Below are 17,379 nucleotides of genomic sequence, written 5' to 3' on the forward strand. Positions count from 1 at the left end.
TAACTATAATATAAATACATATTTTTCAATAAAAAAAACAGGATTCAATAAACTTTTCATCCAATCAATACGATTGAAAAAACAACAAAATAGGAAAATTCTTATAAGCCTCTCTGACATTTCATCAGAGTGACACAATATTAGCATATTCTATTTTCCATAATTTATTATATTTCCATCCATTATTTATTTCTAAATCTTAGCCAATTCTCTTCATTATCCTTTTCCAACGCACATTCTCTGTATACCTTTCTTTTGAATACCAAACCCAGGTAGCTTTACCTACAATATATTCTTCTGGCAACATGCCCCAATATCTGGAATCCTGCGAATTCGCCATATTATCCCCCGATACAAAATAATAGTTCTTTTTAAAGCAATACTGATGAATAAGACTATCACCAATAAACACCTGTCCTTGTTTTAGTTCTATTTTTTTCTTTTGCTCCCATGCGATCAGTTGTCTGTATAAAAGATAAGTAGTATGGTTCATTATTACAATCTGATCCTTTTGTGGGATAGGCAATGGCCCGAACTCTCGAATATTCCATCCTAGGCTTTGATCATAAGGAAATGTTCCTACTACGATTCCTTGTTTTTCCGGTTGCTGTAGTCCGGCAAGATATTGCTGAGCTTCATAATTTCCCAACTGTTCGCGACATCCACGCACTGTATAAAATCCTCCTCTGATTTCCAATGTATCCCCAGGCAAAGCTATACAACGTTTCACATAATACTGCATTACGTTCATCCGGATGCTATCCCACCGATTCATCTGATAAGGAAAATTAAAAACCAGTACATCATTTCTTTTAAAATGCCCCAATCCCGGCATCCGGTAAATAGTAACATCTTTGTTATCCAAAGCAGCAAACACATTAAACAATCTGGCTCCTTTTATCATTTTATTAACCAATATTCTATCTCCATCTTTTAATGCAGGTCCCATAGAATCTGATGGAATTTTAAACGATGTGAAACAGAATAACTGTACCAAGAACAAAATTACTATCATGCAGAATATCATGAATATTAAATTCTCTATTATTGCTAGAAATTTCTTCACTTTATTCATATGCATCCTTTAGTTGAATCAATTTATGATAAGCCATCAATCCCAGCACACATTTCACACGTTTGTCATTTGCATCTAATAACTCAATAGAAGGAAGAACTTCACCTTTCATCTTTTCTTCCAGATAATTTGCCCACAAACACAAATGACTCCAATGCAATTCAGCATAACTGAAATCTTGTTCTGCCTCCACAATAGCAACCATCATCATCAACATATTTGCAGCAGCCTCTTCAGCACAATTATCCACTTTTATTTGTTTGCTTGCAACCGGATATAATCCAATATCGTAAGGCGGATATTTTCTTTTCCAATGTTTATCTTCACAATATTCAAATATTGGATTTAATAAACTTTTCATCCAATCAACACGATTAAAAAATAACAAAGCAGGAAAATTCCTATAAGCATCTCTAACATTACCCAAAGTATCTCCGAAGCAGAATGACTTATTATCCGAAGATAACACAAACCTATGGGAAGAAATAAAATTACGATATGAAGGAAGAATCTGTTCTGCAAATGTCTTATCACCCACTTGAAATGCTTTATTATTCCACAAATTATCCAATTTATTACATTCTTCCTTAAGTTTCTGATACCTGTTTCCGACAGCCTTCATTAATTCTTTAACCTCCCCTTTTCCATTGTCATTCCCAAGAGGTTGTAAAAGCTCACCAACATAATGTATCCTCTGCCCTTCTCCGTATCCTATTAACAATATGCCTTTATTTCCATTTTCTGCACACAACTTTTGAGACAGAACAACATGACTATCATCGCATGAAAACGATGTTCCATCCGCCGTCATACCTAAATTTAAACTATCAGACTTGACAAACCGCCACTCTTGTTCAACCCAACTATCAATCTTCCTCCTACCAAACATCCATTCCATATCCACATCGAACAAAATTTCCACTGTATGCTCCTTTTTATCTTCTGCATGAACTTGATAGGAAAGGAAACCGACAGGCCATCCTGTCATATTCCACTTCTCTGACAAAGAAGGTGAAACAAAATCAATCTGAAGTTCTACATCCCCACATTGAAATACATAATGAGTTTGAGTAGCTTGTACATCTATTTGCTTCAATAGGGCCATATCTGCTTCACTATAAGTTTTATTTTCAATATACAGACCAAAATCTAACAACGCAGGGCCTCCTGTATTACGTCCATAAGCAGCCAAAACATTTGTTCCATTACCAATATGAGCAATAGCTTCATCTGTTAAACGTCCACATTTTGTTTGATATGTTATTTCTTTTTCAAATAAAAAATCTCCATTCCAAAAAAGTTTTATCTGATCATCGCAAATATAACAGACGTAAATTTTATGCCCTTCCAAAGCATCTTTATTATCTATCTTAATATGCCTGCGGACATATATATTTTCCGCCCCCCAAGCGGTACGAATCTTAGAATTTCCTTTTACAGGTCCAAAAGCAGCATTTCCTTCTTCCCAAAAAGAATCATCATATTCCTTTTGCTCCCACCCTTTTCCAGGAAACAAATAAGAATATTTCCCTGACCAACTGACGCTGTCATTTGCAAGAGAAGCTATAGGGGATATACGTAAAGAATCTCCTCCCATAAAACGATAGGTCCTACCATCCACCTGCAAAATCCCTGTCACTGGAAATATCTTTCCAGACTTCAATCGTAGATAATGTTTATTCAATGTATCTCCTGCCATTTTTATAGAGAATTCCGGCGTAATCGCCAGTAACGTATGCTCATCAGGAATAACGGCAATAGAAGATACAACCTCCTTCTTCGAATGGAAACAAGCAGATAGCAAGACAATTATTCCTAATAAGACGATTGTCTTCCACAACACAACTAATTTAATTTTAAGTCCTATTTCCATAGTTGCTCTCCTTTTTCATAAACAAAGACTCTCTCATCTACGCCGCGCGTATGGTTACGTAAGAACAAAAGTGCATTCTGGGGAATCCCTCTGTATACTAATGAATCAACTGTAGCTTTAACTCTTCCGGCGGATTTCCAATATCGGTCACAATAATATAACTCGTAGATATCACCAGGACGAATATAATTATCCCTGTTGCGCGGAGTATATACAATACGGTCTATCTGCACCTTTCTACCCAAATCAAGTCCTGCCCATCCCCCGGAAAATTTAAAATAATCAAAAGAAGTCCACGTTTTTCCATCAAACACATTTGTATATTCATGCGTCCCGTCATGTTGATAGCATCCGGGAGTTCCTATAATTTTCCCAGACAATGGAAGAGTATCATTTTCTTCATAAAATGCGACTTCAGCCACATTACATAATCCTCCGGGAGGACCTACATATCTGATATAACGATATTCTTTATTTGAAGAACTTCTTACTGTCGTATTCAAACGATCAGGTTTACACTGTATGATAAACAAGGTATCGCTTACTGCAAAATCCAGTTGGTTACTGCCTTCAAAAACACCCCCTATCATTCGGTCACGGAACATATTTTCTCCGTCTATATTACATTTAGCATACAATACCACATCTTGTGTATCTCCTTCGACCGAGAAATAATGCTGCTCATTCTTTTGTTTATCTACATAAAAAGGATCAGTCAAAAAGTTCAAAGTACCATTTTCATAAGTAGCCACCCTCATAAGCGTACCATTTCGAACATTTCGAAAAGCCAGATGCTGTGCGTCATATTCAGTCCAATCAATGGGTATCCAGTTATCTCTATTAGTAACACATAAATAAGCTATTCTCCCATTACTTTTATTCTTATAAAGTTTTTCCAATGGAATAACCAGTTCCTTTTCAAAAGAGTAAGCATATTCATAAGTAACATCCATAAATTTCGGTAAACTCCAAAATGGATATACCTTTTCATTATATTGCGCCATTCGCTCATATAATTCTTTGTTTATATCAAAAGCATATCTATACACTTTGGGACTATCATCCCAACGATACCACCAATTTTTGCGAACCATTCCCAAATTCTCCGGGAAATTAGCCATATATGTTTCGCCATATTTATTCCATGTTACCAACCAAAAATGCCCGGCATTAACATAGCTACGTACAGGAACAAAATCAATAGCACAAGGAATTCCCAAAGCCCGAAATAGATATACCGCAAAGTCAGTCACTTCACGACACGTTCCTGATAAGTATTGTACATACTCAGGTCCGATATGCCCAAAAGAATAAGGAGTCGTTGAAGTATAATAATGCCACTTATCAGGCAATTTATTTATTAAATAATTAGCAGCTACTACCGGATCTTCTATATCTAGCGAATCAGACATCTTTAATGAATCCAATAGTTGATTATATTTCTCATAATACATCTCACGCCAATAGCCTAAAGACTCATCACCAATACGATAAGGCAACAAATTTTCACAAAACATATCGAATGATATGTTCTTTCCCCAAGGTTGTTCACGCCAAACTTTAAAAGCCCATTCTATATTACTACATAAATAAGCTGAATCAATTTCCTGCAGATCATATTTTATGTCTAACTTTCCAATTGAACCAAACGTTTTTATTATGGAGTCCACCACTTCTTCAGGTGTTTTTCCATGACTGCCCTTCAGCCATGCATAATATTTTTTATATTCCTCTAATTCCTCTCCGTATGTATAAGAATAATATGGCATATTTTCTATCAAAAAGCATGCGGCCTCATATTTCAGGCTATCTGCCAAATTCTTTTGATAATAACAAAGCACTTTTTCAAGCTCCCTACGATTATTTTTTGCCACACGCAAAGCAAATTCCAAAGAAGATATAGACTCTTCCTTGAAATTTGCTTTATTTACGACTAACCATCCCAACCCTATTATCAATATTATCACAAGAATATATTGAACATTTCTCCAATACTTTGCCATATATTATGCGCTACTTATTTTGCATTACCACTGATCTTCAACCGAAAAGGCGCTTTTTCAGCATTACAATGTACTATGATAGTTTTATCAAAATGCTCGGGATGCTCTGCTTTATATTTTATTCTCAAAGTTAAATCTTTACCTTTTAGTACAGGTTGTTTTGAGTATTCGACAGTAGTACAACCACAAGAGGTTATTACATCATTAATCACTAACGGTACTTTTCCACAATTAGAAACGACAATCTCAACAGTCTGCTCTTCACGCCAGGAGAAATTTCCTATATCGACAGAATCTTTTGACAAAGATGCGATAGTCAAAGGTTGATTTATATTTGACGAGGGCATTACTTCACCAGAAATTACATTTAAATAAATTTCCTTTACCTTAGAGTTAAGAACAGGATTTCCTATTACTACTATTTTATCGTCCTTGTTAAGAAGAAATGTACAAAAATGTTCTTCATGCAAAAATTTATTCATCAGATTTAAAGAGTCCATTTCATCAATATATACAAAACGATCAAACCGTTCATTTCTTAAGTATTTAATCAATTTTGTTCTCTCTTTCGGATAAAAGACCATTAAAAAATTTACTCTATTAGGATAAATAGAATCTAGATATCCAACCATTTCTTTCCATTTTGGCAATTGTAATCTACAACTGGTACACCCTATTGTATCTACATAGCTCAAAATTGTATATGAAGATTGTTTTCTTGTGCACTGCGTTATAACCGTATCATTGACAAAAGAAGTAAGGCACATCTGACTAGGAAATTGAATGGTCTTTCCAATCCATACATTGACCAAACGAGCTATTCTATCTTGTTCTGATTCTTTACAAGATACAAATAATATAGCTATAAACAACAAAGACATTAAACGTATCATTTTTTCAACTCAAATTTGACTATTGCAAGACTATTATATTGTATTTTACATAGGTTTGAACCGTAGTATCAATTAAGAATAATATATTTACTATCGTTAAAATTTTAGTAACTCTAGTTTTTCTAGGTTCTAATAATCAGCAATAGATCAAAATATGTCATATAATTCATAAGTATATATGACATTATCTCTATCATTACTGATAGCATATATTTTTTTATATTTCTCTGAAACAACAAAAGTATCTACACTTTGGTTTAAAATATAATGCGCAATTGGAACACCTTTCCACGACCATATTTGTAAATATTTCCGTCCACCCAATTCATTAGCTAATACATATATATATTGATCAGTAGCATATGGAAAAGTTGAATAATAAGCAAATCTACTTTCATCATTAGTTACGTCAGTAGGTTGTTCCATTAGTAGTTCTTTCAACATATTTCCATTCTTATCATAAATCTTCATCATTTTAATATAAGCATAAAAAGATGCGAACTTTTCACCATCTGGTTTACCTACAAGCAACTTATTATATAAGTAAGCTTTAGCTTCTTCATTTCTCCCATATAATAGATCAGGGTAAGGACTAAACGAATGAATGTTATTTTCTTTATCTAATAATGTATATTCATATTCTTCATTATTAGATAAAAAACAATAAGAACTGTCAGATAGAAAAGTAAAACGATTGAGTGGTATTTGGTCTATCGCCAAACGTTTATCAGCATATAGTTTTAGTCTACCATCACCTACGATATCAATTTTCAAATCCTTTATCTTATTTGAAGGTAATTCGAAAGTTTTAAAACCATTAGCTGTTTCAACGAAAACTCGATCTAACAGTAATAATTCATCAGGTCCCTCTCCTTTAGAACCCGCACTAAATAAATATTGGCACTGAGGCAACTTCCAAAAAGAAAACAAAGTATCTTTCTGTTGTTCATAAATTACCAACATATCATGAGCTATAAACATTCGTGTAGCAGATAATATTACTGGAGGTACTAAAATACTATCCGAATGAATTTCAGCAGGTTCTGGTAAAGACAAAAGTTCTTTCTTATGAGAAGTACAGCTACATATAAGAATACCCATAAGGAACAATGCAACAATGTGTGGCTTCATATATTAATCATTATTTTGAGCATTCATTTCTTTGCCCTGCCTCTAATAGCCAATATGATTCGCAATCTTGACATACCCAATCCCATATAGCCAAAGCATCTTGAGAAGATGCCTTTCTCCACTTTCTATAGCACTTTTACTTATTGGGGTTCGATTCATTTTGTGCTAAAGCTTCTACATTTGCTAAAGCCAAATCAGATAATCTTATTTCAGATCGCGAAGAATACATATTATATCCTGCAACTGCTGCAACAGCAACTATAGAAATGATACCCATTAATTTATTTTTCATTTTTCTCTATTTTTTATAAATTATTTATATCCAATTTCCCTTCAATCAGAAAATCTTTTCCACAATTCATTTTTATGAAGTTAAGGAGCAAGATAATGTATATCAATCCGACAAGATTTAACAAATCATTAGCCTGCCCCTTTCTTTTCTTGACAATTAATAATCTCATATCTAATCATCATTTCCTCATATCAAATTTAAAAATATCACTTCCCCCTTCCTCAGACATTTTAATGCCATATATGTATTTATTTGTAGGATTAACTGATATTTTCTCAAGTTTCATATCAGTTTGCATGACTGATAAGAGATTTCCTTCCCAATCAAATTTAAAGACACTAGAGAATCCAGATGCATCTGCATTATATAAACAATACAAGAAATCGTTAGTACCAGTCATTGATACAAAATATTTTTTTGCATTGGGAAAATCTAAATATTGCGGATCAGGTTCTGGATAAGTTATTTTATCTCCAACAATCAGTTCTTTTTTTAAATTTCCTGTTAAATCAAATAAATACAAAGCATTTACATTAATCATACCTACGCAAACCGCATCTGCACGCTCATTAACAACCAGGTGATTTTCAAACAGATAAGGCATTATTTTAGAAGAATATTTATTAGATATTTCCTTATCATCATAATAGTAATCCACAGAGGATATGTCTTGAGTATTTTTATTATATATGAAAAACAAACCATGCTGCATGTCAGCGTCTATTCCATAAATACAAGAATCAGTTTCATTATACTCTTTTATGGCTGGCATTATCGGTAAAGGTAATACAGTATCAATATTTATTCTTGACAAACTGTTATTATTGCAGGGATTGATTTCCTTCACACTCCAAGAATTCAAATCAACTAATTTTATCTTATTATTTCTTGATTGAAATGAATTGCGCATAAAAAAAGGAAAAAGCAAATCATTTGGTCCTTGACCTTTCATACAATATCCAATCAGTGAAGAAGAATTGATACTAGGAAAAACTTTCAATATTGAATCATTGTAAAAATCTAAACAATAGACAAAAGAATCACTAGCACATATATCATAAAACACATTTAAGCTTGCATTCTCTGATAAATATAAAGTTCCACGAATTTTCTCCGTTGGTACATCTGAAATAAATATCTTTTTATTTTCTACATTTTCACTACAAGCACTAATAAACAATACAATACAATATATTAGCCATCTTCTTTTCATATCAATATTACTTTACATTTTACAATCAGCAGCAGTCGAAACATTTATAAGGAGTTTAAAAATACACTTACCGTTATCATCGTTTATTCTCTTCAAGCTTCCATTAGATGAAAGAGTACCTTTTACTGCTGAATATAATTTAGGAGGATTTTCATCTTGCGCTAAAGCTTCTACATTAGCCAATACCAAATCTGATAAGACCACATATCTCTTCTGAGAAGAATATGTATTATATCCTATAGCCATAACAATAGCAACAAGACTAATAATACTCATTATTTTCTTTTTCATTTTAATTATTTTATTTACATATTTTCATTTATACTATTTCTCTAAATCCGGCAAAACGCATTTGCTACAAATCTATATTATTTCTATCTTTGCCTGACCTCCTTTCTAACGTGGTTAAGGAGCAGATGATGTAGAAGAAAATCCGGCAAGATTAATCAATTCATCACCCTGCTCCTTTTTAATTAAATTAACGATCTCATCTTCAACCAAAATAAAACTCCACTATTGGTTGATCATTATTTACATCCGTCGCCATAATAGTTTTAGTAGATTCATCTACCCAAATACCATATACATAATGGTCAAGTAAGTACTTGCATCGTGGTTCCCCTTTCAAACTGAATACGTAGATATACTTTCCCCCATCTGGAAGATGACCGTTATTCTTTGCAATCTCTTTAAAAGTAGTTCCATTAAATACTACATAAATAGCACTATCTGTAACCTGTACATCACTAAATCCCATAATTCCTGTTGGTATTCCATACCCATCAGATATTTTAAACTCAGGCTCACCATTTTTTCCAACACGAATAACAGACGTGCTATCTTTTAAATTATACACTTCAAGCACTTCACCTAATTGAGTAACCATTGCCAATACACCGCTATGAGGATTATAATCAAGAAAACTGCGCCATGCTTGTGCTAAAGCCGGTCGAGCATTTTGGAATACCTTCTTCTTTACCGTTGGAATGGTACCAATCTTTCCAATTAACCTCCCATTACGATTTACCGTACATAAACGGTTTTCACCTGAATAATCAGGAATTATAAAGGTAGTATCATTATATATGGCAAAATCAAGCGGTCTTAAAATATCTTCACCCAATGTTACCGCTTCGTCACGGAGCAGTGAATCACTGGATGAAGAAAAACCTAACCGTGCTAATTCTCTTTTATTAGCATCTAATATCCATACTTGATGATTGTAAAAACGGACATTCTCTATTGATAGCATTTCTGTAGGTGAATCACCACGTCTCCCAAAAGAAGACAAATAGCGGAAACTAGGATATTGGAACAAATGAGCATAATAATCAATACCATGCAAATCCATTACAATGGCTTTATCTCCTTCAACTCGTATCCGGAATGGACAACGAAATAAAGCAGTATCAAGCTCTATTACCTCTCCCTTTAACTCCTTCTCTAGTGGAAATTCTGAATAAGGAAGTACATTTTCGGCATATTCCTTATGCTTTGTTCCACAAGAGACAAAGATAAAAAGAAGGAGAAAGCTAATATAGATCTTCAAGACTATATCCTCCAAAAATGTATTCAACCTTATCATGAGATACAGGGCAATCTAAAGTACCCGTCCCATAACATCGACCCTGTTGCGCATGTTCGCCAGCAGCTAATGCTTCTATATTATATAAAAGCAATTCACTCTGCACATTTTTATGAGATGAAAAGTATTTAGCAGATAAAACTGCTACTATACATAAAAGAAGGAAAATTATTTTTTTCATACTACTTTTGTATTAAAGATTAATTATGTGGGCAAAAGTAGTAATGAAACGTTAGATATTCAAAGAATATCGCTAACCAATCCTAACCTAGCATTATTTTTTATTTAACAAAATCAAGTCATAATCCAAAAAGTGCCATTTCATCGACATTTTTTGCTACTTCATTTAACAGGGGGCTTCTCTGGAATAATTAGCTGATATGTACCATTTTTATTTATTATACTAAATGAAGTATCTATTTTTTTGAGCAACAAACGTAAACGTCCAATCGCTGAATGCATTCGTTCACCATACCCTGAATAATTAGGCCATAATTTCTCCTTGATAAAATCTTCCTCTAAAATGTATCCATTATCTTTTTGATTAATAAACAACTCCAAAAGTAAGCTAGTTTGAGCCTGAATATTTTGCTTAATTCCATCTACTTCTATCAAATTTTGATCTGCATAAAATATTATATTTTCTCGCAATAGATAGGAACGCAAAGGAATATTCTCCACTCTCTGTACTTCTTTAATTACCTGTATTTCTACAGGAACTTCCTTTATAATTTCTACAGATACCTCTTTAACAACTTCCACAGGTACTTCTTTAACAATCTCCACTGTTTCTTTGGTACGTAATAATTGCATTTTGTGGCTGATAATAATGAAAGACTTATAAAATCCGTACCCTAAAACTACGTATAAGAATAAGTATAACAGCATTTCCCTGCATATCATACTCCACATAGTATAATATAAATAACCCATTACCTCAATTTCATAACCATAACCTATATAAAATGTAAAAACTAAATTTGAAGTATTGCACCATTCACTCTGATATGTATTTGAAGATCTTACATTACCATCTTTAGTTGTTAAAGAAATACATAAAGCCGATTTAAAGGAAATACCTGATATCAGTAACTGTTCTCTCCATTTAGCATTCAAAGAGTCTGGAATAAGCGGTTTTTTCCCAAATGCAATTGAATGTAAAGAACGTACATTAGCATCATTATTTATATTCTTATGTTTTTTCTCAAAATCAATTTGATACGAATACCTCCCTGACTCATCTTCCCAATAAACAGTATCTGGTGTTTCAGAGACTACATTTCCTAAGTTTAAATAAACTGAAAAATTTCCTTTCAGTTGTCTATCTTTTAATTCTCGGTCCACCGCCTCAACAAAAGTCTTTTTTGCTTTCTCCTTAAGTTCGGCTACTTTGGATTTATATGTATATCTAGAAGCGAAGAAGAATGCAATTCCTCCAATGCAAGCTATAACAGATAACAGAATAATGCTTTTAGGTCTCATTTTATTTTAATTTATGTTGTTTTACAACACAAAGATAACATCTTTCATAACATTTGAAATCTTTTCGTTTAAAAGATATAATTCATTCTACTAAATTAAGTACAAAAGTGGTATTATAGCCCAATAAATGTTCATAATATAAATAATACCGTATCATTATCTTTGGTTCTTTACGCCATGATTGTTTAAATATTTCTCAATTCCACAAGTTCAAAAACACATTTTCATAAACACCTGATTACAAGCCTTATACAAATCGCTATTTTTTCTTTAAAACCAAAGTATCGTTCCTTTAAAACCAACGGGCCTTTGGTTTTAAAGAAACGGACCATATTAAAGCAAAAAGAATAAGTTTGTTAACAATATTCAATATCCGATAACATTACTGGGCACTTATTCCCAGATGATTTTCAATTGTTTATAATTTAGTTCTTTGACATTTTTGTAATCGTGCTCAGTAAGTATCTCATTTACAGGTGTTCTATCCAGTAATGATACTCCTAAAATCTATAGAATTTCGTAGATCGGTCGGCCTACTTTCAATTTGTCAGCAACAATCGCCACCAAGCAGTACGTGATGAGCGCACAATAGACCTGCGTCTTAACAGCATTCATCGTTGTACCCCAGAATGACAAACCATGCCTCAGACTGATCTATGCGATACAAGCGGGAGAAGTCAACGTACCCTCTATCGAAGATATAAAAGCTTCCACTCTCATAATGTAGCCAGTCCATAGCATTGACGTCATGCATCTTAGCAGGAGTTATTAGCATAAAGCTTGGAATGGAAGTCTTCACATCATATAAAGTATGCAGTTTGATACCTCCTTTATGGTTTCTGAATTCAGCCCACCAAAAGACACTTAAACATAAGTTAATGGTAGAAGAATCAAAAGCATACACATTACCTTCAACCGCTGTCTCAAAATCATCCTTGTAGTAACGCTTACGAGCAGTTTCTATCAGTAGATAAACAAACTCTTCAAAGATTTTACAATTACGATTGCGGTTAGCTTTCTCAAGATTTGTACGGGTAACAGTAGAACCGAAACCTAAGTGATAACATTTTGATTGATGGGTTTCTAAAGCCAACATCAAATCTCGCATACTATCGCATGCCATTAACTGACCGAAGATCATGTAGAGCATCTGATTCCAGCAAGTGAAACTTTTCACATACTTGTTGCCGGAATATCTTGCAACGATGTTGTCGAACTGTCTACGAGAAAGAAAATCTGTAAATTGAGCGAAGATATATTTGCCTTGATTCATGCTTTAAGCTTTTGGACAAAGCTAAAAAGAACAAAGTCAATTCTAATCGTCACGCAATAAAAAACTTCTGAAAACATTTTCCTCTAGTCATAATCAAATCCCATATTTTTCAATTAATATATCTATAGCATTTTTCTTAAAGTAATATTGATAAACGACAGGGTTATCATCTTCTAACAAATAGCCAACCAATTTAGCTAGAAATCTATCATTACCTTTCAATATTAGCTCCTTGTTAGCATAAAGAAAATCTGCAGAATAAAAACCCAGATGCTCATCTGATACTCCACCAGGCAAAAGTAAGTCAGAATAAAGATTCAAATTAGGATCATAAATATTAGATATTTGAATTGATCTTTTTTTATCCCATATCAACGTACTTTTATTACTAATTGACATAAATAAATAATCAGAAGAAGACTCAACAGCAGTGATTCCCCAACCTATATTACTTTTTTTTAAAGTTTCAATCAATTCAAAAAAGTTCAAGTCTTTATGTTCTTCTATAAAATCTTCACTTGGCTCATTTTCTGGTATATTTACGTAATATCCAGGCATTATTTGACCTCCCTCATATACAAAAAGCTCATTCGACAATGCCGATATAAAAATACATTGATTATCTAATAATGCTATTGGATAATGCAAAAAAGGATAATGTATATTTTGAGTTCCTATTTCTTTTGCTTTTAACAGCGTTTCACCAATGAATGAGTTATTCTTGATTCTGAACACACTGTATTCACTTTTGCTTTGAGAATAATTATTTGGTAACGGATAATATGCAATAAGCTCACCTTCACCACACATCAAGGCAGATTCAATGTTAGCATCTTTGGCATCTAATTGAATTGTATTAAAGTAAGTTCCAGAATAAGTATATTGTAAAATTTTTCTCATAGAATTACAGATAAGACATACCAATTTATTATCACGATCCAAATAGAAATTATCCGAATAAACATATTCATCCGGCCCTATTCCTCTATGACTTATTTCATTAATAAAATATCCTTCTTCATCAAAGACAAATAATCCTCTTGAATCTTTTACAAAGTAAAAATTTCCATCATTCTTTATACATTCAATATCACTTAATAAGCATTCACTTGTTCTCAATGGAACATATTTGACACTATCCACAATATCGTACAAATTGATTTGTATAGGATTATTTCTATTCAAAACATCAATAATTTCAACATCACCTTTATGATTTGAAACCTGTCGTTGACAGGATGACATAGTTAGAAAAATTATCATAATAATTTTTCCCACATGTACCACTTCCGCCAACGAGCTATTATTTCCAGCAATCATTATTACTACTTAATATAATGTGAGTTAGATATAAGATTAAAATATTCTTTTGATTATAAGAAACATAGCGATAAAAGTATTAAATTTATAGTGCTCAATTATAACATTTAAACGATTACCACTATGTTCACAGAGGCTAAAGGTACAGAGATTTATTGTATGGCGGATGATTTCTGCAAGGAATTTGCATTGCAACAGGGAAAATATATGTCTGCAAGCATTTAACACATCAACTTAATATAGTATAAGGAGATATAATTCTATCTTTCTTCGTTTCCTTACACGAACACAACAAAATAATGACAAATATAAGACCTAGAATACGTATCATTTTTTCAAATAGTATTTCAATATTACAGGATTATCATCTTCTTTCAACTGTGTCATTTTTAAAATATCCTCAGATGACATGAATTTGGGATCTGTATACATAGCGACTTCGTCTGGATGACAAATTGCCATTAAAATATTATCTACTATACCAAAACAAAATTTCATAATAAAAGGCTTCTTATCCCTCAGTAAAAATCCCTCTTTCTTTTTTCTGTTAAATATAAAATTACCGCCAGTATCTCTATTCTGTACAAAAACAACATAAACATAATCGTCATTAAAGAATTTAATCAATGGAATAACATAGTTAGAACTTCGTAAAAAATCAGCTCTCTCTGCTGTTTCTTCTGTTAATTCCATCATTTCTTTATCTGATTTATATTTTTTTGCAGTTGCACATCCCGGTAAATCGTCTTCTTCTATCATTGAATCCCCAAAGTCTAGATACATAATAGGAGTAAGCTCCATTGCTTTGTCATCAATCTGATAAAAATAATAATTAACACCATTAGGTACAAAATAGAACTTTTCACCTATTGTATAAAATTTCTCCTTGTCCATCGTATTTTCTACAGAAATAGTTCCACTATAACCAACATTAGTAATTTGCTGAGTTTTCAAATTTGCAAATAACACTTCTTCATCTGTCCAAATAAAAGGATTAGTAAATACATATTTATCAAGACTTAAGGCCATAAGACTATTAAGCGCAAATTTTGATTTAATTTTTCGTTTTGATAATAATTTAAAATCAAGGCTATATGTATATATTACTCCATATGGATCCAACAAATCAATTCCTTTTAAAAATGGATTAAATTTTATATCTACAGCCATAGAATACTCTTCAGGCCCTTGACCTTGTCTATTTATTGAATTAGAAATAAATTTACCTGTACCTGAAAATGTAGAGACAACTTGATCTTTATCATAAATCGCATATATATCCATTGCTTGGTCATACATGACTTTTTTAAATTTACCTATTAATGATGAATCTTTCGTTTCTAAAGGAGTAATTTCTATTTTCTCTAAAAACACGGAAGCATCAGAAGAAGCATTACGTACTTCAATAGGTATTTTTTCGATACCATCAATGATTTTTTGTTTATTAGATGAGCAAGCACATATAATCATTAACAATAGAAGTATAATTATCTTATTCATAATATAAATTGGGTATTTTCAATTATTTCTCAGGGGATTACCCCTGAGAAATAATCCATTAAACTATTCAATTTGGGCATGTAGTGATACATGAATATATTTTAATAGCAAACAATGCTGTGATACTTAAAAAGATTTTATTCATAAACTTTTTTATTATTTATAAGAGCCTGTAAAAAAATGATTGAAATAAAAAATAAGAAAATTTTCGTACCTGCCAATGTATTCCTTTATTTGTAGTGACCCAACTATAATAAAGAGTTTAACGGAAACCGAATCGCAATATATAACAAAAGTATTGAACCTGCAAGTCCGAAAGCGAAAATATGATTTACGTATGATATGAACGCTTACGTGGTAGGTACTTTATTAACATTATTCGATTTGCATAATTCTATTCAAATAACTACCTTTACAGAAAATTGAAACAGGTATGGCAAAAGAAATTAACCCATTTATAGTAACTGGAAAAATAGAACCCGAGTACTTCTGCGATCGCGTGAAAGAATCAGAGAGGCTGGTTAAATCATTAACCAATGGCAATAACCTTGTCATTATCTCACCCAGAAGAATGGGTAAAACGGGACTAATCCGTTTCTGTTATGAGAAACCTGAAATAAAAGAAGAATATTATACTTTCTTCATTGACATACTCCATACATCAAGCTTAAGAGAATTCACTTATCTGCTTGGCAAAGAAATTTATGAAACACTATTGCCCCGCAGTAAGAAAATGGCAAGCCTGTTTATCCAGACAGTTAAATCAATCAATGGTAAATTCGGATTTGACCCGCTGACCAATCTACCTACTTTCAATCTGGAACTGGGGGATATTGATCGACCCGAATATACACTGGAAGAAATATTTCAATGTCTGATAGCAGCAGACAAACCTTGTATTGTTGCCATCGACGAGTTTCAACAAATTGCTAAATATCCCGAGAAGAATATAGAAGCATTACTGCGCACACACATACAGAAAATAGAAAACAGCAACTTCATCTTTGCCGGAAGTGAACGGCACATGATGCAGGAAATGTTTCTATCTTCATCCCGTCCATTCTACCACAGTGCCGATATTTTGGAACTGAAAGCCATTGCACCGGAAATCTATATACCATTTATTGCAGACCATTTCCAAAAAAGAAAACGGCATATTGAAATCGAAAATATAGAAAAAGTATATCGGCTATTCAAAGGACATACCTTTTATATCCAAAAAACATTCAATGAAGCTTTTGCAGATACACCGAAAGGGAAAGAATGTACACTGGAAATTATCAAAACAGCTATAGATAACCTTATTGCATATAATGATACAATCTTTCGGGAAATCTTATCTAATATTCCCGAAAAGCAGAAGGAATTGCTTTATGCCATTGCCAAAGTAGGTGAAGCAGAAAACGTCACATCAGCGAAATTTATCAAACGATACAGTCTGACATCCGCAAGCTCTGTACAGTCCGCAACTAAAAAACTGCTTGAAAAAGATATTATTACAGAAATAAATAAAGTATATTCGGTTACCGACAAGTTCTTTGGTATGTGGATCAATACTATTTATGGCAATAAATATACCCTTTAGTAAAGATGCAACTAAAATTACCATCAAATAAATTATAAAGTTAACACAATATATGGTAATTACCGAATGCCAATTATATTATTATGTTCTCATTATAAATATTTTAGCCCTATTTCTCTTCAATATCCTTGTTTTTCAAAACACATACGTTATC

The 17,379-nt window shown here is 32.6% G+C and carries 15 protein-coding genes; 1 reads left to right on the forward strand and 14 read right to left on the reverse strand.

The features are described 5' to 3' along the window. Positions 1-199: 199 nt before the first annotated feature. From lepB to ACHLI0_RS03360, 14 genes are all read right to left on the reverse strand, one after another. On the reverse strand, positions 200-1,075 hold the full coding sequence (gene lepB, locus ACHLI0_RS03295; protein ID WP_103877760.1) for a signal peptidase I: 876 nt from the start codon (positions 1,073-1,075) through the stop codon (positions 200-202). Next, positions 1,068-2,948: a glutaminase domain-containing protein gene (locus ACHLI0_RS03300; protein ID WP_490748432.1), complete on the reverse strand. Its 1,881-nt coding sequence runs from the start codon at positions 2,946-2,948 to the stop codon at positions 1,068-1,070. Before ACHLI0_RS03300 ends, lepB begins: the two co-directional genes overlap by 8 nt. Further along, positions 2,939-4,951: a transglutaminase domain-containing protein gene (locus ACHLI0_RS03305; RefSeq protein ID WP_490748433.1), complete on the reverse strand. Its 2,013-nt coding sequence runs from the start codon at positions 4,949-4,951 to the stop codon at positions 2,939-2,941. The genes ACHLI0_RS03300 and ACHLI0_RS03305 overlap by 10 nt, the downstream gene beginning before the upstream one ends. A 14-nt stretch (positions 4,952-4,965) precedes the next feature. Then, the gene (locus ACHLI0_RS03310) at positions 4,966-5,844 is read right to left on the reverse strand and encodes a DUF1573 domain-containing protein (protein WP_048693313.1); all 879 of its coding nucleotides are present in this window, start codon (positions 5,842-5,844) and stop codon (positions 4,966-4,968) included. Positions 5,845-5,991: 147 nt separating this feature from the next. After that, on the reverse strand, positions 5,992-6,975 hold the full coding sequence (locus ACHLI0_RS03315; RefSeq protein WP_490748434.1) for a BF3164 family lipoprotein: 984 nt from the start codon (positions 6,973-6,975) through the stop codon (positions 5,992-5,994). Positions 6,976-7,111: 136 nt separating this feature from the next. After that, positions 7,112-7,267, reverse strand: a complete 156-nt coding sequence (locus tag ACHLI0_RS03320) for an NVEALA domain-containing protein (RefSeq protein ID WP_103877715.1) — start codon at positions 7,265-7,267, stop codon at positions 7,112-7,114. A 178-nt stretch (positions 7,268-7,445) separates the two neighbouring features. Then, positions 7,446-8,480, reverse strand: coding sequence for a hypothetical protein (locus tag ACHLI0_RS03325; protein WP_146072603.1), 1,035 nt, complete (start codon positions 8,478-8,480; stop codon positions 7,446-7,448). A gap of 12 nt (positions 8,481-8,492) precedes the next feature. Beyond that, a complete protein-coding gene (locus ACHLI0_RS03330; protein ID WP_103877713.1) occupies positions 8,493-8,771 on the reverse strand; it encodes an NVEALA domain-containing protein in 279 nt (92 codons plus the stop codon). Between the two features lie 202 nt (positions 8,772-8,973). Further along, positions 8,974-10,065, reverse strand: coding sequence for a BF3164 family lipoprotein (locus ACHLI0_RS03335; protein WP_490748435.1), 1,092 nt, complete (start codon positions 10,063-10,065; stop codon positions 8,974-8,976). After that, on the reverse strand, positions 10,013-10,246 hold the full coding sequence (locus ACHLI0_RS03340) for an NVEALA domain-containing protein (RefSeq protein ID WP_103877711.1): 234 nt from the start codon (positions 10,244-10,246) through the stop codon (positions 10,013-10,015). Before ACHLI0_RS03340 ends, ACHLI0_RS03335 begins: the two co-directional genes overlap by 53 nt. 161 nt (positions 10,247-10,407) lie before the next feature. After that, on the reverse strand, positions 10,408-11,547 hold the full coding sequence (locus ACHLI0_RS03345; RefSeq protein ID WP_103877710.1) for a hypothetical protein: 1,140 nt from the start codon (positions 11,545-11,547) through the stop codon (positions 10,408-10,410). A 601-nt stretch (positions 11,548-12,148) separates the two neighbouring features. Next, positions 12,149-12,820 carry an IS4 family transposase gene (locus ACHLI0_RS03350; protein WP_425285382.1) on the reverse strand — a complete coding sequence of 224 codons (672 nt, stop codon included), beginning with the start codon at positions 12,818-12,820 and terminating at the stop codon, positions 12,149-12,151. Positions 12,821-12,913: 93 nt separating this feature from the next. Next, positions 12,914-14,140 carry a DUF4934 domain-containing protein gene (locus ACHLI0_RS03355; protein WP_490748436.1) on the reverse strand — a complete coding sequence of 409 codons (1,227 nt, stop codon included), beginning with the start codon at positions 14,138-14,140 and terminating at the stop codon, positions 12,914-12,916. A 327-nt stretch (positions 14,141-14,467) separates the two neighbouring features. Then, positions 14,468-15,640 carry a DUF4934 domain-containing protein gene (locus ACHLI0_RS03360; RefSeq protein WP_490748437.1) on the reverse strand — a complete coding sequence of 391 codons (1,173 nt, stop codon included), beginning with the start codon at positions 15,638-15,640 and terminating at the stop codon, positions 14,468-14,470. 433 nt (positions 15,641-16,073) lie between these two features. Between ACHLI0_RS03360 and ACHLI0_RS03365 the strand changes: the two genes are divergently transcribed. Further along, positions 16,074-17,225, forward strand: coding sequence for an AAA family ATPase (locus tag ACHLI0_RS03365; protein ID WP_490748439.1), 1,152 nt, complete (start codon positions 16,074-16,076; stop codon positions 17,223-17,225). Positions 17,226-17,379: the final 154 nt, after the last annotated feature.

Source organism: Bacteroides sp. RCH18 (assembly GCF_058231005.1).